Origin of the sequence: Moraxella sp. K1664 (assembly GCF_039693965.1) — a bacterium.
Classification (GTDB): domain Bacteria; phylum Pseudomonadota; class Gammaproteobacteria; order Pseudomonadales; family Moraxellaceae; genus Moraxella.
On the sequence record NZ_CP155576.1, the window covers coordinates 114,590 to 132,409 of the forward strand.

General features: G+C 41.9%; 21 protein-coding genes, 1 tRNA gene and 1 pseudogene. 5 read left to right on the top strand and 18 right to left on the bottom strand.

Annotated elements, in window-relative coordinates:
- Positions 1 to 334 precede the first annotated feature (334 nt).
- The gene (locus AAHK14_RS00625; RefSeq protein WP_065255467.1) at positions 335 to 2,437 is read right to left on the bottom strand and encodes a 1-deoxy-D-xylulose-5-phosphate synthase; all 2,103 of its coding nucleotides are present in this window, start codon (positions 2,435 to 2,437) and stop codon (positions 335 to 337) included.
- A 279-nt stretch (positions 2,438 to 2,716) separates the two neighbouring features.
- Between AAHK14_RS00625 and ribA the strand changes: the two genes are divergently transcribed.
- Positions 2,717 to 3,322, top strand: a complete 606-nt coding sequence (gene ribA, locus AAHK14_RS00630; RefSeq protein ID WP_172823625.1) for a GTP cyclohydrolase II — start codon at positions 2,717 to 2,719, stop codon at positions 3,320 to 3,322.
- On the opposite strand, the gene AAHK14_RS00635 is transcribed toward ribA, so the two are convergent.
- The 7 genes from AAHK14_RS00635 to AAHK14_RS00665 all read right to left on the bottom strand — a co-directional run bounded on the left by AAHK14_RS00635 (position 3,315) and on the right by AAHK14_RS00665 (position 9,430).
- Positions 3,315 to 3,626, bottom strand: coding sequence for a DUF3761 domain-containing protein (locus AAHK14_RS00635; RefSeq protein ID WP_065255468.1), 312 nt, complete (start codon positions 3,624 to 3,626; stop codon positions 3,315 to 3,317). The two genes, ribA and AAHK14_RS00635, sit on opposite strands and share 8 nt — an antisense overlap.
- Positions 3,627 to 5,474, bottom strand: a complete 1,848-nt coding sequence (locus AAHK14_RS00640) for a DUF4407 domain-containing protein (protein WP_194092508.1) — start codon at positions 5,472 to 5,474, stop codon at positions 3,627 to 3,629. It abuts the gene before it with no gap.
- A 70-nt stretch (positions 5,475 to 5,544) separates the two neighbouring features.
- Positions 5,545 to 6,162: a hypothetical protein gene (locus tag AAHK14_RS00645; RefSeq protein ID WP_065255470.1), complete on the bottom strand. Its 618-nt coding sequence runs from the start codon at positions 6,160 to 6,162 to the stop codon at positions 5,545 to 5,547.
- A 25-nt stretch (positions 6,163 to 6,187) separates the two neighbouring features.
- Positions 6,188 to 6,634 (bottom strand): surface-adhesin E family protein, encoded by a 447-nt coding sequence (locus tag AAHK14_RS00650; protein ID WP_065255471.1) that lies wholly within the window; start codon positions 6,632 to 6,634, stop codon positions 6,188 to 6,190.
- A 29-nt stretch (positions 6,635 to 6,663) separates the two neighbouring features.
- A complete protein-coding gene (locus tag AAHK14_RS00655; protein WP_065255472.1) occupies positions 6,664 to 7,020 on the bottom strand; it encodes a hypothetical protein in 357 nt (118 codons plus the stop codon).
- Between the two features lie 9 nt (positions 7,021 to 7,029).
- The gene (locus AAHK14_RS00660) at positions 7,030 to 7,341 is read right to left on the bottom strand and encodes a hypothetical protein (RefSeq protein ID WP_156065031.1); all 312 of its coding nucleotides are present in this window, start codon (positions 7,339 to 7,341) and stop codon (positions 7,030 to 7,032) included.
- A 220-nt stretch (positions 7,342 to 7,561) separates the two neighbouring features.
- A complete protein-coding gene (locus AAHK14_RS00665) occupies positions 7,562 to 9,430 on the bottom strand; it encodes a DnaJ domain-containing protein (RefSeq protein ID WP_319822976.1) in 1,869 nt (622 codons plus the stop codon).
- Between the two features lie 260 nt (positions 9,431 to 9,690).
- On the opposite strand from AAHK14_RS00665, the gene AAHK14_RS00670 reads away from it, so the two are divergent.
- Together AAHK14_RS00670 and AAHK14_RS00675 are read left to right on the top strand one after the other, a co-directional pair.
- Positions 9,691 to 10,104, top strand: a complete 414-nt coding sequence (locus AAHK14_RS00670) for a helix-turn-helix transcriptional regulator (protein WP_065255475.1) — start codon at positions 9,691 to 9,693, stop codon at positions 10,102 to 10,104.
- Between the two features lie 161 nt (positions 10,105 to 10,265).
- A complete protein-coding gene (locus AAHK14_RS00675; RefSeq protein ID WP_065255476.1) occupies positions 10,266 to 10,601 on the top strand; it encodes a hypothetical protein in 336 nt (111 codons plus the stop codon).
- A gap of 82 nt (positions 10,602 to 10,683) precedes the next feature.
- Here the strand turns inward: AAHK14_RS00675 and secB are convergent, their stop codons facing one another.
- The 5 genes from secB to AAHK14_RS00700 form a co-directional block, all read right to left on the bottom strand.
- Positions 10,684 to 11,124: a protein-export chaperone SecB gene (secB, locus tag AAHK14_RS00680; RefSeq protein ID WP_029103669.1), complete on the bottom strand. Its 441-nt coding sequence runs from the start codon at positions 11,122 to 11,124 to the stop codon at positions 10,684 to 10,686.
- A 53-nt stretch (positions 11,125 to 11,177) separates the two neighbouring features.
- The gene (gene grxC / locus AAHK14_RS00685; protein ID WP_062498975.1) at positions 11,178 to 11,438 is read right to left on the bottom strand and encodes a glutaredoxin 3; all 261 of its coding nucleotides are present in this window, start codon (positions 11,436 to 11,438) and stop codon (positions 11,178 to 11,180) included.
- Positions 11,439 to 11,498: 60 nt separating this feature from the next.
- Positions 11,499 to 11,918 carry a rhodanese-like domain-containing protein gene (locus tag AAHK14_RS00690; protein ID WP_065255477.1) on the bottom strand — a complete coding sequence of 140 codons (420 nt, stop codon included), beginning with the start codon at positions 11,916 to 11,918 and terminating at the stop codon, positions 11,499 to 11,501.
- Positions 11,919 to 11,984: 66 nt separating this feature from the next.
- Positions 11,985 to 13,031: a ribosome small subunit-dependent GTPase A gene (gene rsgA / locus AAHK14_RS00695; protein ID WP_065255540.1), complete on the bottom strand. Its 1,047-nt coding sequence runs from the start codon at positions 13,029 to 13,031 to the stop codon at positions 11,985 to 11,987.
- 150 nt (positions 13,032 to 13,181) lie between these two features.
- Positions 13,182 to 13,742: a LysE family transporter gene (locus AAHK14_RS00700; protein ID WP_281133521.1), complete on the bottom strand. Its 561-nt coding sequence runs from the start codon at positions 13,740 to 13,742 to the stop codon at positions 13,182 to 13,184.
- Between the two features lie 33 nt (positions 13,743 to 13,775).
- On the opposite strand from AAHK14_RS00700, the gene AAHK14_RS00705 reads away from it, so the two are divergent.
- Both AAHK14_RS00705 and AAHK14_RS00710 read left to right on the top strand, forming a co-directional pair.
- Positions 13,776 to 14,312, top strand: a complete 537-nt coding sequence (locus AAHK14_RS00705) for a helix-turn-helix domain-containing protein (protein ID WP_065256690.1) — start codon at positions 13,776 to 13,778, stop codon at positions 14,310 to 14,312.
- Positions 14,313 to 14,314: 2 nt separating this feature from the next.
- The gene (locus AAHK14_RS00710) at positions 14,315 to 15,235 is read left to right on the top strand and encodes an IS3 family transposase (RefSeq protein ID WP_264753555.1); all 921 of its coding nucleotides are present in this window, start codon (positions 14,315 to 14,317) and stop codon (positions 15,233 to 15,235) included.
- Positions 15,236 to 15,278: 43 nt separating this feature from the next.
- Here the strand turns inward: AAHK14_RS00710 and AAHK14_RS00715 are convergent.
- The 5 genes and pseudogenes from AAHK14_RS00715 to AAHK14_RS00735 form a co-directional block, all read right to left on the bottom strand.
- Positions 15,279 to 15,371, bottom strand: a pseudogene (locus tag AAHK14_RS00715) (amino acid transporter); the annotation flags it as partial.
- Positions 15,372 to 15,427: 56 nt separating this feature from the next.
- Positions 15,428 to 15,518 (bottom strand) — tRNA-Ser (locus tag AAHK14_RS00720).
- Between the two features lie 84 nt (positions 15,519 to 15,602).
- On the bottom strand, positions 15,603 to 16,307 hold the full coding sequence (locus AAHK14_RS00725; RefSeq protein ID WP_065255479.1) for a YdcF family protein: 705 nt from the start codon (positions 16,305 to 16,307) through the stop codon (positions 15,603 to 15,605).
- Positions 16,307 to 17,356, bottom strand: a complete 1,050-nt coding sequence (murB, locus tag AAHK14_RS00730) for a UDP-N-acetylmuramate dehydrogenase (RefSeq protein WP_065255480.1) — start codon at positions 17,354 to 17,356, stop codon at positions 16,307 to 16,309. The genes AAHK14_RS00725 and murB overlap by 1 nt, the downstream gene beginning before the upstream one ends.
- 1 nt (position 17,357) lies before the next feature.
- The gene (locus tag AAHK14_RS00735; RefSeq protein WP_065255541.1) at positions 17,358 to 17,819 is read right to left on the bottom strand and encodes a low molecular weight protein-tyrosine-phosphatase; all 462 of its coding nucleotides are present in this window, start codon (positions 17,817 to 17,819) and stop codon (positions 17,358 to 17,360) included.
- Between the last annotated feature and the right edge of the window lies 1 nt (position 17,820).

The window sequence follows — 17,820 nt, forward strand, 5'->3', positions numbered from 1 at the left end:
AATCTATTTTGGGCGTGGGTAATTAACAATGCCAGATACTTTAACTACCATTGCATTGCACCTAATTCATAAAAGTCCCACCACATAGGCTTCCACTCTCCATTGACATAGTTACATTTTGGGCAAGTGGCTTGAATGGTGTAGCAACTGCTACCATCTGCATTAACCGACTTCTTTTTGAATTTCGCAATTTCCATCATTGCTTTGCTATCGCATTTAATACACACGCTCAATCTTAAAACCCTTTACAGGTTTTTCAGGACAGTTCATTTATTCACACCTTTGTAAAACAAATTGATTGGATTGCTATTTTATACAAAATTTTTAAATCAATCTATCTTTTTGGTTTATTCAACCACTCCAAAATCCCTGTCCCATCTAGCCCACATTCCGCCAACTGCTCTTCATGACTGCCATGGGCAACAAACACATCATCAATACCAATTTGCACAAGAGAACCACCATAGCCCACACTTACCAAGTACTCGCCCACCGCAGAGCCTGCCCCACCCATACGCTGATGCTCCTCTACTGTGATAAAATGCGTAACGCCCTGCCCGATAAGCTCATCTATCAGCTCATTGTCAAGCGGTTTGACCCACCGCATGTCCACCACCGTCATGGGCGTGTCTGTCGTTTGGGCGAATGTTTGACTTGCTGACAGAGTGTCATGTAGGCGTGTACCAAAGGCAAGCATGGCGATTTTTTTGTCTGATGCTTTTTTATCTTTGGCGATAAAACCGTCTGATTGCCATACCACCCTCGCCCGACCAATGGCGAAACTCTCATCACTGTCCTTGATAATCTGTCGCCCCACACCCACACCCCTGGGATAGCGAATGGCACTTGTGCCTTGATAGGCATAACAAGCACTAAGCAAATGATAGCATTCATGTTCATCGCTTGGAGCAGCAATGACAACATTTGGCACACAACGCAAATACGCCAAATCAAACACGCCTGCATGAGTTGCACCATCTTCGCCCACAAGTCCCGCTCGGTCTATGGCAAAAGTTACATCCAGATTTTGTAAGGCAATGTCATGAATGAATTGGTCATAGCCACGTTGTAAAAAGGTAGAATAAATCGCCACCACAGGCTTTAATCCACCTGTCGCCATACCCCCTGCTAAGGTTACGGCATGCTGTTCGGCTATTGCCACATCAAAAAATTTATCAGGATAAGCCTTGGCAAATGCCACCATCCCCGAACCCTCACTCATGGCAGGGGTAATGGCAACCATGCACTCGTCTGTGCCGTTATCCATAAGCCACCGCCCAAATACGTCCGAGTACTTTTGGGGTTTTGAGGCAGGGTCTGTTTTATCAGTTTTTGGCGGCTCGTTTTTGGGTAATTTACCAATGGCATGATAGGTAATGGGGTCAGCCTCAGCAGGCAAAAAGCCCTTACCCTTAACCGTATGCACATGAATCAGCACCGCCCCTTTTAACTGTTTGGTGCGCCGAAATACTTGTAAAAGTTTTGGCAAATCATGTCCATCAAAGGGCCCAAGATAGGTAAAACCAATCGCCTTAAATAGGTTATCAGGGAAAATATGGTCATGCACTTTTTCAGCGATTTTATCAGACAAGGGCATGGGCGGGGCATTTTTACCAAAGAGATTGCCAATGTTTTGCACAAGATTGCCACCGAGTTTGGCAGGGATTTTTTCTAGGGTTTCTTTTGCCCCATTTGCCATGTGTATATAATGGCGAACCCGCCTGTCATCAGGGCTAATCTCACGCTTTATCATCAAGATATTGCCATGCTTATCAATGTCAAAAGCCAGCCCACGTTGCCATAAACGTGCCAAATGGCGACTAAATCCGCCAATGGCTTGCGAGATTGACATGTCATTATCGTTTAGCACCACCGTCAAATCAGCATTTTGCTGAACAGCGTCATTCATCGCCTCAAACGCCATGCCCCCTGTCATCGCCCCGTCTCCGATGACCGCCACCACTTTGCGGTTTTCGCCCTTGATACGGCTCGCAAGGCTCATGCCAAGCCCTGCCGATATGGACGTGGAGCTATGTCCCACGCCAAAGGTGTCGTACTCACTCTCACCTCGCTCAGGAAATGCCGTCAAACCGCCTTTGGCACGGATATGCAAAAGCTCATCACGCCGACCTGTCAACACTTTATGGGCATACGCTTGATGCCCCACATCCCACACAAGTTTATCATAAGGTGTGTCATAAATGGCATGCAAAACAACCGTCAGCTCTACCACACCCAAATTTGCCCCAAAATGTCCACCACTTTGACCGACCGAATAGAGCAAATATTCACGGAGTTCGTCCGATAATTGGCACAGCTTATCGGTGCTTAACGTCTTTAAATCTTTGGGTAAATTCACTTTATCCAAAAGTGGTGTCGTTGGGCGAGAGATGGGCAGGTGCGTAAAGGTGCGTGGGGTGTGAACAGAGGTTGGCATAAGGCTAGTGTTCCAGATTTTGATTTTTCAAAAGTCATCTTTGCAAAGTTATGTTAAATCATGACAAATTTGGGGTATAATGCCAAACTTGATGATGGCAAAGCCAAACTTAAACTTAAATGAGTGGCTTATTTTACAAGATAGCCTTTTAATTTGCCATAGCAGCACCATTTAATTCACAAATTATTCACAATTTATTCACAAGTTAATCAGGGCGTGCCAACATTGATGACACAATAAGGACAGCACGCCCCATCATTGTACGTTTTGGGGAAAATTTTGTATCAATTTATCAGCAAAGCCAACTTGCCTACCGTGCATGGCGATTTTATCATTCATGCGTTTGAAAATGAACACGGTCAAGAACACGTCTTACTAAGTGTCGGCTTGCCGTCCACCGACCCCGACAAAATCCCACTCATTCGCATTCATTCTGAATGTCTGACGGGGGACGCTTTTGGCTCGTTAAAATGCGACTGTGGCCCTCAGCTTAATACCGCCATGCAAATGATACAAGCCCACGGATGTGGGGCGATACTCTATCTGCGTCAAGAGGGGCGTGGCATTGGGCTTGTGAATAAAATCCGTGCCTACGCTCTACAAGACCAAGGACATGATACGCTAGATGCCAATCTCATGCTTAATCTGCCAGCGGATGCTCGCACTTATGAGATGTGTGAGGTTATGCTAAAACACGTTGGCATTACCAAAGCCAAACTTTTGACCAATAATCCTAACAAACTTGCCTATTTGCAAGAACTGGGGATTGATGTGGTGGAGCGAGTGCCGTTACTGGTGGGTGTCAATCCATTTAATGCCGAATATTTGGCGATTAAAGGGGCAAGAATGGGGCATTTTATCCCCACGCATGTAAAGCCTATCTAAGCCAATGCTTGACACCGCCATGTGATGAACAAACACCACGCCTGCCCAAACTTTTAGAACACGTGCCGTCATTACAAATGGCGGTACATTGATTGTCATAACCATAATGCTTACTTGATGAAGCATCTTCTACTTTATTTTTTTGGGTGTGATAATAATGGTCTCTTTGATGGTTTTCTTTTTTATTTAAAAACACATAACCAAAAAATACAGACAATATTACAATAATAGCCAATGGCTTATTTTTGATGCTTTGCCAATATGCTCCGATGGCAAAGAAAATGAGCATTAAAAAATAAATCATTTATTTGTCCTGTTCATCATCTTTATTGACATAATAAGTGTATTTGTATTTTCCTTCTTTTTTGTGCTGTTCGGCGATAAATGCAATCTCTGCCTCATCACCCTTGATATAAGGCGTTTCCATGTCAGAAAAACTTGATAATAACTCTATCTGCTTTAATTCCAAATTTAAAATGGTTTTATTCCAATATTTTTCAATTTGAGAAATTCTATCCAGCTTTGATATGATGTCATCGAGTTGCTTTTTTAAGTCATCTACCTTTTGTTTGTGAATATTCATGTCTCGCTCAAAACTTAGATAATTATCTTTCATATTTTTAATGGTTTGGCTTTGGGCATATACCGCCTCCTCTGCGGCAATATAAGCACGCACCCGCTCTGGGCTGTTTCTGTCTTTGTTGGCAAAATCATTGACAATCTCTTGCAATTCAAGCAATTTTTTATTGGCCTCCTGCATTCTTTTATGCCTTGCTTCGCTGTCCTCTCCTTTACTTTGATACAATCTTTCTGCCTCAAAATACAGCTCCTCAACCTGCTTTTTTTCTATGTTAAGCTGCTCTCTTTGCGGTGTACTCTCTTGTAAAAACTGCTCTTTTTGGTTACAGGCTTCTTTGAGTGCTTTTTCTATTCTTTGTTTTTTGTCCTTAACCACTTTGTTTTGGTATTCATAGTTTTGAGCTTCTTTGGCATAGCGTTCATAATGGGATTTTTCACCATTTTTTAGTGCTTTCATGTGATTTTCTTCATCTAACATGGCTTGTCTTTTTTGCTCTCTTTTTTTGATATTATCTTGCTCTCGCTCTTCTAAGGTTTTTGCATAGCGAATGGCGATATTTTCAAAAGTTTGTGGCATTGGCATATGAGCCATATGACTGCTTTTTTCACTCTCTGGCAGATAATCATCATAGTTGCCATCGACATAACTTGACCACGCCTCTTGTAATCTGGAAGAATAATACATTTTTAAAGATTTTGGCTGCAACAATTTAGATAAAATCAAAATAACCCCCACCAATATCAAAAATCCATCAACAGCATATTGAGTATTTTTAAAGGCAGGTTCTTGTTTGAATTTATTAATGGCATTTTCACGAAAAATAGGACTGTCTTTTACCATTAAAATGCCAAAACTTTTTAATGTTTGCTCATCATTATTGACAATTGCGGTTTCTAGTTTTAATTTGTCATTTTCAAAATTTGTTTTTAATTCATCAAGATGTGTATTTGCCTCATCAATCTCTTGTTGAATGCTTTGTGCCACAGGGCCTTTGCCGTATTTTGAACCTTTTTTACCTGCAATCTCATTTTGTAATTTATCGTGCAATTTTTGAATGTAGGTTTGCTGTTCATTAATTTTCTCTTCAATTTTTCCCATCGTTTCATCTTTGGCTTGATTGATGCTATTTTGATATTGGATTGCCATCTCATTTTCAATGTCAGTTTTAAACACAAGCTGCGTCAAAAAAGGTGCGGTGATAATAAGCGATGTGATGACAATGCCCAAGCGTGCCATAAAAACAAAATAAGGTTTGTATTTTTCCCAAAAATTGGGAACATAATCTTCACCGTCTAAGGTTTTGGCATGTTCTTCGGTCATCATGTCTTGGGTTACCATGGTGCGGTCAAAAAACCAAAACAGCATAAAGATAAACGACCCAAGTACCACACCCCCCAAATAAGGATTGTCAGGTGTAAAGGTACTGCCAAAATGACCCCAAGCAAAACCCTCTGATAGAGCCGCCAAAAAAACAATCACCGAGATGACCGTCAGGTAATTTGCACCCCCTGCTGTTAATAAATTACCTTGATAAATCTTAAAGGTCAAAAAATACCAAATCTGCTTAAACATGCCAATACCAATCCAAATAGACCATATAAATAAAATGATAAAAATATGAATGCGTTTATTTTATAAACAGTTAATCAACCACTTTAAACGACTGCGTGCCAAACTCAGCACCCCCCACCCCAACTCGGATATGATAAATGCCTTTTAGGGTATTGGCGGCAAAAAACCAACAAGCATCTAGCTGATTTTGGGTGGCGTAAATTTGTCTGGCAAATTTGGCGGTATTTGAGCTTGTTTGTACGCTGCTGGTTAATTGATTATTGTCATTTTGTCCTGCATTGCCTGTAAAGCTTGCATGAACTGGCATGGTAAATAGCTCGCTGACTTCATAAGTTTGAGAGCCATTGACAGGGGTAACCGCCCAACACAGCATGTCATTTTTCTTTAAGGATAGATTCATATGACCTTTGGGTTTGCCTGTTTTTTGATTGATGACTTGCACATACAGTCTGGGCTCTTGTGCCTGCTCATATCTTTCAAGTCGTCTGCCCAATTCTTGTTCTAGCCTTTGTCTTTCTAACCGCTGTCGTCTTAACTCTTCATAATAATACGCATCTTGGGCATTTTCATATCTGGCACGACTCGCCCCTTGCTCATAAGCACCGAATAAGTTGGGGATATACATGGCATGGGCGGTGAGAGTGGATAATAATAAAGTTGATAAAGTGAGTTTGGATAGGGTTTTCATAGGGTTTCCTTATTTTTGATGAGTATTATTTGGATTGATACATTGAGCAAATATTTTTCGTAAGGTAATAATTGACAGTACCAGGGATTATTTCATCCCAAGAATCAGAAGAATAGGTATTGATATGTCGTTTTGCTCCATTGACCGCAATGCCTGATGCATTATAAAAATGAACTTCACTATTAAATACCTTATTGCGATTACAGTCTATATAATACAAATGCACACTTTCTTTGTATTTGTTACCACTTTCTTCTAATGTCTGTAATGTTGGATACACTGCTTTTACCCAAGCAGTGATGTAGTAATTGACTTTATCAGAGTTATTAAAATAATAACCTTGAATGCTATCAAAATCAATATAATTTGTTTCGTTATCTGCTACGCTATTTGCATTAGCATTTATCCAATTCACCGCCACCGCCATTTGACTGCTTGCCAAAATAAAACCTGCTAACATTAACTTTTTCATAAAAGCTCCTAAATAAAAAATTTTAAAAATCAATAACAAAACCCATAACTATTGTCAGAGATTTGCCATTGTCTACCATTTTGGTCTATGCCATTGGTATTAAATAACATACCGCCAGCAACATAAATATCATTGATTTTAATAATACTGGCTTGACCCCTATCCCACCAAATCACCGCATAATGACTAAACATGTCATAATTGCCAAAAAAGGGATTGCCTGTGGCTTGATTTAACTCTTGACCTGTATAAATCTGCGTCTGCACCTGATAGGATTTTGACCAGCTATAATTGGTCATATATTTGGCACAGATATTTTTAATCTCATAAGCATGGGCATTATTTATCAAAAATAATGCCGTTAATGCTAAGAAAAATTTTTTCATAAAATCTCCTTAAAGATTGGTAATTAAATCTAATTGCATGGGATGAATGACAGTTGCAGGACAAGTAACACCATTTATTTTTAAATGCCTCTCTGACAAAATGATTTTTTTATAGCCATGACTACCGATACTACCGAAAGTACTGTCGGATAAGCCATAGCCAACTTTATTGATAAGCTTATATTCTATCTTAGCCGCCATCTCATCATCATCCAGTTTTCTAGTGGAAAATATTGGGGTGATAAAATATGGCTTTGGAAATTGCCAAAACCCACCACCAAGATCACGACCCAAAACAATCTGATAGTCATATTTTGCCATGTCTACCGCCTTACCATCTTTGCTAGATTTGATAACATACGACATGCCATCATTAAAAAAATAGTAATATAAATATTGTTGATTGTCCGAGCAGTCAAAAGAAATAATGCCCTCTACATTGTGATACCTTATTATCACTTGACCATTATTTAAATATAAAAATAAGACGAATAGCAATAGAAAAATACCGCCAATTATCGTACCAATTATATTTCTCATATTAATAAATCTCGTTTAGCTTACTATGATTAAAAACAAAACTATTATTAATCACCATGGATGGGCAACACGCAGGGTCTTCGTGTTCGCTGTAATATTTGGATTGAGTATTAATCACACCATCATGAGCTACCCTAATACTTAAATCAATACCTAGCGTACGAATATCACCATAAAGATACTGATTATTACCAACTCCTAAATATACCGCTAATTCTGATGACTTGGTTGTCATATGACAATTTGCCACTTCGCAATAACGAAGTGCCACTACCGCATCTTTGATACCATCATTATTAACATCGGCATAAGTAATATCCTGACTTTCTAATTTATGACTATACCCATCATAACTGGCACTGTCTCTATCTAAAAATAATAAAGATTTTTTAACCGTATCATTGATTAAATCATTTAAATGATAGCCATTTTGACTGCTTTGCTGATTTTGATAATAAGCAGGTCCAACATTTTTAGGTTCAGGTGGTGTAACCACGGTATTTAACTGCGTTTTTAGATATTCTGCCCGCTCATTTAGTTGTAACACTTCACAAAGATAGCGATAAGTCTTTGCCAAATCTTTATCACTGCTTTGGGCGTTGCCATAAGCGGTACAGTCGGCTTCTCTTTGTTTGTTAATGGCTCGCTGCTCATTTCGCAAAAAATCTCGGGTGCTTGGGTGTAAGCTGTTCCATACCGTATTAATATTGGCAACGGCATCATCATAACGATTTTTTGCTTCTGCTAAGATGGCTTTTGGGTCTGGTTGTATCTCTTCACCAAAATCAGCTGTCTGAACCCTATCAGAAGCAAAATCAAATGTTGGCGTGTAAGAGCTTTGAAATGTTGGTGTGTAAGAGCTTTGATCGCTTTGATAAATTTGCTCTTGACTGCTTATGGTATCTTCTTGTGTATTGGTTGCACCATTAGTCAATATAGTCAACACTAAAACACTAGCCAATCCTAAAACTAGGATAAAAATACCGATTGCAACCATCCAAACCCAAAAGTAATCTTTTTCATAGTCGCCATCATAATCGCCCATGTCATTACTTCTTGGGTCAGCCCCAAAACGATTTCCTCCTTTTGTTGGCCGCCAAAAGCAAATGATGAGAAACATAAATGGTATTAACATCCACCAACCACGACGATCACAATCGTGCAGTCTTTTTGTGCCGATAAATAACAAAAAATAATTAAGCAACATCTCTATTATTCTCACATCAGAGCCAGCAGTAACGACTAGCATCATCACCCATAACAATAAGGTGGGAATAGACAATAAAATATAAGTCGTCCGTCTCATTCGCCCATGCAACGACCAAAATGATGGTTTATTTACCGTACTTTTTGTTTTATGGTAATGGCTGTGTTTTTGCCCATTATCTGAATGATGGTGGCGTGTATTTTGATGGGTGTTAGTATTTGTATTTGTATAATCATACTGCTTTTGTGTATTTGTGCGATTGTTATTTTTGGCGTTATCTTTTTGATTTTTTTGACGGCTTTGACCGCCCGTATCATCATAAAACGATGAATAATGATTACCAGAGTTTTGATTAGCAGTTTGGTTTTGGGTGTTTTGATGTTGATTATTTTGTGTTTGATGAATTCTTTCTTGCTCGGCTATCCATCTGTCATGCTCTGCTCGCTTAATTGGGTCTGATAAAACTTCATATGCCTTATTGATAACTTGCATAATCTTTTGGGCATTTGGGTTGTTGGGGTTTTTGTCAGGGTGATATTTTTGGGCAAGGGCTTTATAGGCAGCCTTAATCACCGCAATGTCAGCATTTCTAGCAACATTTAGATTGTCATAATGCGTGCGAAATTTTTTCATAAACTGCCTCAATAGGTCTCCTAACCACATGACTAAAAACAACCAAAAATAACGCCCTAAAACCAAACATCATATTTTGATGACCAGACATCATCAATTGACTGGTGATAAACTTTTATATATCTTATCGGCAATGTGATGGTTTAAGATGCGTTATTCATCCATACAGGATTTTATTTGCCAAAAAATTTCTGATATGTTACAATAATTTACTAAAAAGTTAAACCAACCCACACTCTACATCTGACAACTGCCAGTATGCTTCTTCTATTTATTTTATAAGGTTTTCTATGATTGACTTTGACACCATTCGTGAACTTCGTGAAGAACGTCATTGGACACAAGAACAAATGGCAGAAAAATTGGGGCTAACCCGCAATGGTTATGCTAAGATAGAGACAGGAAAAAGTACGCCTAGCCTAGAACGCTTAGATGAAATTGCAAGCCTATTTGGTGTTAAATTTGAACTGTTAAAACTTGACAGCAAAAGCGTGGTTTATCAAATCGGTGAGAATTATCACGGCAATAACAATTATTATAACAACAACGAAAAACTACAAGAACAGATTCATCAGTTGCACAACGACATAGAAAAGTTAAGACTAATCATCGCCCATAAAGATGAATTATTAAACCAAAAAGATGAGTACATCAAAATCTTAAAACACCTTGCAAAAGCTGATGATGAACTGCCAGAACTATAATATTTTATTTATAAAAATAAAAAACCATGAATAATTATCATAAACACCCCAAAAACCTGCCGTTTTGAAATTCTATAACCTTTACTTTATGTCATGATGTGCTTAGAATGTTCATGTTAATCATCATCAATCCTTTATTAATATCATCTAAGGAGCATATCATGACTTGCACCATTCACCCCAACCACGACCACGTTCACGGTAAAGACTGTGGACATACTGCCATTGTTCATGACGACCATGTGGATTATCTGCATGATGGACATTTGCACCATCAGCATGGCGACCACGTGGACGAACACGTCCTAGAAGTCAGCGAGCAAAACCCTGCCGAGTGCAACCAAGCTCACCACTGCACGGGTCACGTTCATGGCGAAGGCTGTGGACATGAAGCCGTGCCACATGGCGACCACATTTGCTATATCGTGAACGGACGTTTGCACTATCAGCATGGCGACCACTGCGATGACCACGGTGCGGTAGAGATTGTTGCTTGATATTATCACGCACGAAAAAACCCAAAAGCATGAGACTTTTGGGTTTTTGTTTTATCAATCAAATGATAAAATAGCCTAGCGATTAGGCATTGCCTTCGGCTTGGGCTTGGCTTTGTAGGAACGCTTGGTCAAAATTGACAGGAGCAAGCAGAAGTTGTGGGAAGCTACCACGAGCGATGATGTCGCTGATGACCTCACGAGCATAAGGGAACAGCACGTTCGGGCAGTAGGCGTTCAATAGATGTGGCATGTCCGCCTCTGGGATATTGCGTAGCAAGAAAATACCTGCTTGTTGTACCTCAGCGATGAATGCGGTGCTACCTGCATTTTTGGCGGTAACGCTCACGGTCAATACCACTTCTTTGTGGTCTTCGTCTAGGTCAGAGCTGGTGGTGGTCAGACCGATGTCCAGCTCAGGTTGCCACTCTTTGGTGAACACTTCGGCACTTGGAACTTCAAGTGAGATGTCTTTGACATAGATACGCTCTAAACCCAGTTGTGGGGCGGTTTGTTCGTCAGCCATGATAGCCTCCTCTGATTTAAAATTAAACTTACATTAAAACTAAATTAAACCATTTAGGCACTTAACATCTCGTCAAGTTTACCTTCTCTGTCTAGTTTGTTTAGGTTATCAAAACCGCCGATAAAGGTGTCGCCAATAAAAATCTTTGGCACGGTGCGGTAATGATTGGTCTTAACGGCAACTTCTTCAAGCTCTGTCTCGCTCATCTTGGTTACGTCAAACTCAGTGTACATCACGCCCTTATGTTCTAGCAGTCGCTTGGCGTTAATGCAATAGGGGCAGGTTTGTTTGACATAAATGGTTACAGGTTTCATAATTACTCTAAATGTTGTGTATTGCCATTATATAATGACGGATTTGGCGATTTCAAGGGGTTATTTTTTGGTTGTTTTTACGCCAACCAGTGGCAAGCCTTGTGCTTGATAATTGGCAATACCCCCTTCTAGTCGCATGGCATTGGGCTTGGCAACCAGTTGCACCGCCATGCCTGCCTGCATACCGATATCACAGATAAAGACAATGGGGGCGGTCATCGCTTGTAACTCGGACAGATGATTTTTTAGCTCGGTAAAAGGAATGTTGCGAGAGCCTGCGATGTGCCCTGTGGCAAATTTATTGGCAGGGCGAATATCAATCAACGTCGCATTGTCGTTATTGACCAGTAGCCCCAACGCTTGGGGGGCGATTTTTTTACCGCTACGTTTACTCTCAATACTAAAAAACATGATGGCAAGGACAAAGAGTAGCCCGAATAAAAACGGGTGATTGCCCATAAACTCAAACCAACGCTCCATGACTGCTCCAAAATTTCAAAAGCTGATATTATACCTGTTATTTGTCATAAATGCACTTATTTTGGGCTATTTTATCACACTTGCCCCTTGCCTGGCTTCTGCGACCAGCCCATTAAAGCTCTCCACACGCCGAGACAGCACCGCCCCGTCCGCCACCGCCTGCCAAAACGCACAGCCTTTGGCGTTGGGGGCATGGCTACAATCTCGAAATTGGCACGCCCCATGCAAATCATTTAACTCATCAAACCCCTTTAAAATATCATCTGCCGACAAATGCCAAATGCCATATTCACGAATACCAGGAGTGTCAATAATCCCGCCTTGGGTCAAATCACTCACATCATAGGCGAGAAGGCGACTGGTGGTCGTGGTGTGCTGACCCAACTGCGAGCCTACCGAGATGATGTTCGTGGACTGCTCGGCATGGGGCAGGATTTGGTTGATTAGGCTTGATTTACCCACCCCTGACTGCCCTGCAAAAATGGCAAGTTTGCCTGTGATGTGCGACATCAGGGTATCTAACCCCGTCCTGTCCATGCTTGAACTTTGGATAACATCAAAGCCGTATCGCTCCCCAAGTGCTTGATATTCTTGATAAATCTGCACCACATCGGGGTGTTCATCTAACAAATCCGCCTTATTTAGCACAAGCAGGGGCGTAACGCCCGCCAGTCGTGCCACAAGAATATAACGGTCAATCAGCCCTGTGGCAGGCTTTGGTAAAGGAGCAAAAATAATCGCCAAAATCGCCACGTTACTGGCGACAGGCTTGACTTTATGATAACGGTCAGGGCGAGTGATTAGGGTCGTGCGTGGCAGTAGCTGTTCAATGCGTCCTGTACCTGCAACATCATCAATGCTAAACTTGACCGTATCGCCTGTGGTCAGCATGGGCAAATTGGTGCGAACATGACACCGCCATATCTGCCCGAGTGCCAACGCTGTCTGTGGCATGATGTCAGGCAAGGCGGTGATTTGCACATCTAACTGTTTGCCAAAATGCGACACCACCACCCCTGTGGCAAAAGTGCCGTCATCGATGATGGTTTCTTGGTTTTTTTGGATTTGGCGAGTTTGGTTTTTGGTGAGTTTGCGTTTACGGATAAGGGACATGATGATTTTTGGGAAAAATTTCACACATTTTAGCCCAAAACCGCCCAAAAATAAATGACTTTATCCCAAATGGTGTGGTTGGGTTTGGCAGATTGGGTTGATTTAAAAGGCGATTTTATTTTAAAACACCTTTAAACCATAATGATAATTTTAACCTACCCACACCCCATAAGCATATTTTATCAGCCCCAGTGCAATCGCCCACATCACCACACCAATGAGCGTGTCTAGCATTTGCCATGTTTTGGGCTTACTAAATAACGGTATCAGTAGCCTTGCCCCATAGCCCAAACCAAAGAACCACACCCCTGACGCTCCAACCGCTCCCAGCAAGAATAACTGTTTTTGGTCGGCGGTCAAAGGGGATGCGATACTCCCGACAAGCACTAACGTGTCCAGATAAACATGGGGGTTTAGTAGGGTCAGTGCCAAGGTGATGCCCACGCTCTGCTTGATGCTCTTGCCACCGCCATCTTCATCACTTTCAGCCGACACCATAAGATTTGCCCCACCCTGCCAAGCTGATTTGAACGCACGCAAGCCATACCAAAATAAAAACAGCACGCCAACCACGGCAAGGCTCAGCAAGGCAGTCTTGCTCTGTCCGATGAGCGTGCCAAATCCCAGTACGCCTGCACTTATCAGCACCGCATCGCACAAAAAGCAGGTCAGACACACCCAAAAAACGTGCCGTTTTGAACCGCACCCCAAAAGTTAGACACACTAACCTTTGGGGTGCTTTTTATGGCAAAATACACAACCGACTTTAAACTGTCTGTGATTGGGTATTATCTTAATCATCATGGCTACAAACAAACCGCCAAACACTTTAATCTAAACCACACAACCGTAGAGCTATGGGTTAAACTCTATCAAGCACATGGCATTGATGGCATAAAAAGACGACACACAAAGGCTGTCTATGACACAGATTTTAAGCTTAATGCCGTTCAAGCCATACAACAGGGCAAATCGCTTACACAACTTGCCATAGAGCTTAATCTGCCACAACCTTCTTTACTGTCAACTTGGTTAAAGTCCTACCAAGCCTTTGGTATAATGGGACTAATACCCAAACCCAAAGGCAAAAAAGCAATGTCAAACAAACACAACGCTAATAAAACCAAATCAACTTGGAAAACCAAACAAGACCACGAAAAAAGTGTGGATGATTTGCTTGATGAACTTGCCTATCTTAGAGCAGAGAATGACTATCTAAAAAAGCTAGATGCCTTAATTCGTCAAAAGGAACAATCAGTACAAACAAAGAACAAGTCCTGATCATCCAAGAATTAAGGCATAAGCACAAACTTGCTGACTTATTGGCAGTGTCAAACTTGCCAAGAAGTGTGTTTTATTACCACATTCGTCAAAGTACAAAGCCTGACAAAGACCTTGACTTAAAAGAACACATTAACCACATCTACCACCAACACAAGGGCAGGTATGGTTATCGTAGAATCACATCAGAGCTTAACAATCAGCTTGCCCAAAAAGGCATGGTCATTAATCATAAACGAGTGCAACGACTGATGGCTAAACTTGGACTCAAAGCATTGGTTCGTCGTCAACGTAAGTTTAATACTTACAAAGGCACAATGGGCAAAGATACCATTCAGGACAATATACTCAAAAGAGACTTTAAAGCAGACAAACCCAATCAAAAGTGGGCAACAGACATCACAGAGTTTAAAGTACAAGACAAGGCAAATGATGGCAGTGTCATTCAAAGAAAACTCTACCTATCGCCCATCATCGACTTGTTTAATGGTGAGATTGTCAGTTATACGATGAAGGACAGACCAACGTATGAGTTGGTCAAAGAGATGTTAAATGATGCCCTATCCAAGCTAAGCCAAGAAAAGATGGATGACAAACCCATCATTCATTCAGACCAAGGCTGGCACTATCAAATGCACCAGTATCAACAAACCCTAAAAGAACAAGGCTTAACCCAAAGCATGTCAAGAAAAGGCAATTGTTTGGATAATGCTGTGATAGAGAGCTTCTTTGGTACGCTAAAACAAGAGATATTTTATGAGACAACCACATTTACATCAACAGATGAACTTAAACAAGTGATTGATGAGTACATACACTACTACAATCATGATAGAATAAAGAGCAAATTAAAAGGACTAAGTCCTGTTAAGTACAGAAACTTAGTCCAATTAGGGTTAATACAACCACTTGCAACAACCTAACCTTTAATCTTATGTCTAAGATTTGGGGGTCGGTTCATTTTAGCAGTCCTTGTTTTAGAACATGGGCGTTTTGAGCTCCGATAGCCACAATCAACCCAAATGACACCCAAAATCCATGAAAAATATGCGTAAACATCATTCCCTTCCCAGTCAGCACAAAAAAACCGCCCAAAAGGACGGTTTTTCAAATAATGGCGGAAGCTGAGAGATTCGAACTCTCGGTGGGCTATGAACCCACGCCGGTTTTCAAGACCGGTGCATTCAACCGCTCTGCCAAGCTTCCATGGGTGCGTATTATAGCTAAATTTTTAAATAATGCAAGCCTTTTTTGTAAATTTTTAAAAATATTTTTAAAAAGCATTCAACCCTAGAAAAATACTTTTGGTTCACGTCTGGGCGTGCTAATCTCTTCTAAGCTAATCTCATCAGCTGTACGGCAGTTGTTCTGTGGGCGAAAAATGTCTCGTGCCAACGCCACCATCTCATAAATCGTCCGCCGTGAATGCACCCAGTTATTACTCCAATCCGTCCAATCAGGGGCGATGGCAAGGGGCGCGATGATGGGGGCGGTGGCAATGCCAGCCCTTGCAAATTGTCGCCTTGCTCGTGCCATGTGGTAGCGGTCGGTGATGAGATAGACGCTTTTGGGCAGTTCGTGATGGCTCATGAGTTTGGCGGTAAAGGTGGCATTCTCGCAGGTGTTCATGCTGGCGTTGTCGCTCACGATGACCGCTTCGGGGTGGACGGTTTTTATGTGTTCTCGTAGCCACGGCGACTCAGCTCCGCTTGTGATGATGGGCAGGGGCGTTTGTGCGTACAATGTAATGACAGTATCAGCACGGCTTTGGCTATAATGATTTAGCACAATCACGCCATCTTTTTTGGTAAGTCCGCCCCCCAGTACCGTCATGGCGGTGGGATTGTGGGCGGTGTCTAGGGTAATTTTGCTAAACACATCAAGGGCAAATACCCCCACATTGGCAAAAATGGGCGTAAAAATAGATACGGCAGTCAGTCCACCGACCACTACTGCCGTCTTGACCGTCCGCCAAATCCACCGCCCTATGCTCATCAGTCCACCCACACAGGCTCACGCGCCAAGGTTATGCCAAACTTGTCCTGCACGGCATTCACGATAAAATCCTGAGCCGTGCGAATGTCGTCTTGTGTGGCGGTGTATTGGGCGTGGTTGGTTAGCACAAGGGCTTGCTTGTCGTGTGTCAAAATCGGAGCGACTCCCTTGCCCTTTAAGCCTGCCTTGTCAATGAGCCACCCTGCGGGGATTTTGATAATATCGTCATTGACAGGATAACTTGGCAAATCGGCAAATTGTTCTTTTAGGGCGGTAAACTCGCTCATGGGGATAATCGGATTTTGAAAAAACGAGCCACAATTTGCCAAAACGGCAGGGTTTGGCAGTTTGCTGTTGCGAATGTCAATGACTGCATGAAATACGTCAATGGGGTGGGGGGTGTCTCGTCCGTTTTTGTTGGCAAGCTCTTGTGCCAAACTTGCCAAATCGCCATAGTTGGTTAAGGTTTTGGGGATTTTGTGAAGCGTGAATACCACATGGCTAATCAAATACCGCCCTGCATTGTCCTTAAAAAAACTGTGGCGATAATCAAACTTGCAAGCGGTGTTGTCAAACTCGCATTTTTGACCGTCCGTCAAATCGTAAGCGATGACTTTTGTAATAAAATCAGAGACTTGCACGCCATAGGCTCCGATATTTTGTACAGGACACGCCCCCACAAGCCCCGGAATCAGGGCAAGATTTTCAAGCCCAAAATAGCCCTTGTCTAGGCAAGTTTTGATAAAATCGTGCCAATTTTCTCCGCAAGCGACTTGCAAGGTTATACGCTCATCATCTTCTTGCAAAATCTCAATGCCTTGTATCTTGGGCAATAAGACAAGGGCGTTTAGCACACTTGGCAAAATCACGTTACTGCCGTAGGACAGCACAAACAGCGGTAAATCATGGCGTTTGGCAAAGGCTATGGCGGTCGTGATGTCATCGCCAAGCGTGTCAATATCATCCAAAATCATCGCATGGCGAGCGGTGCAGGACAGTGCCATGGTGTTGTTGTGCGATAGGTCGTGGTTATTTAGAATGTTAGCCATGTTATTTTCCGCCCTGCCAAAGGTCTAGCCATGCACGGCTGACACGCTCAATATGCCCAAACATCGCCCGAAAGTCGCTCACATCGCCATAATATGGGTCGGCAACTTCTTGTTTGGTAAATTTATCAAACAGCATAACTTGGGCGGTGGCATCGGACGGCATCACCTTTTTGATATTGGCTAAGTTGTTGTTATCCATCGCAAAAATTATGTCAAACTTATAAAAATCCTGCGTGGATAGCTGTCTTGCTCTAAGAGAAGTTAAGTCAAAATCAAGCGTACCGCCAACGTCTATCGCTCGTGGGTCGGGGCGTTCGCCTGTGTGGTAATTTGCCGTACCTGCTGAGTCAAAACGAATGGCAAGTCCTTGATTTTTGGCAAGTTTTGTCATGACGGCTTCGGCAGACGGGCTTCGGCAAATGTTGCCAAGGCAAACAAAAAGAACGGATTTTGGGGTGGTCATG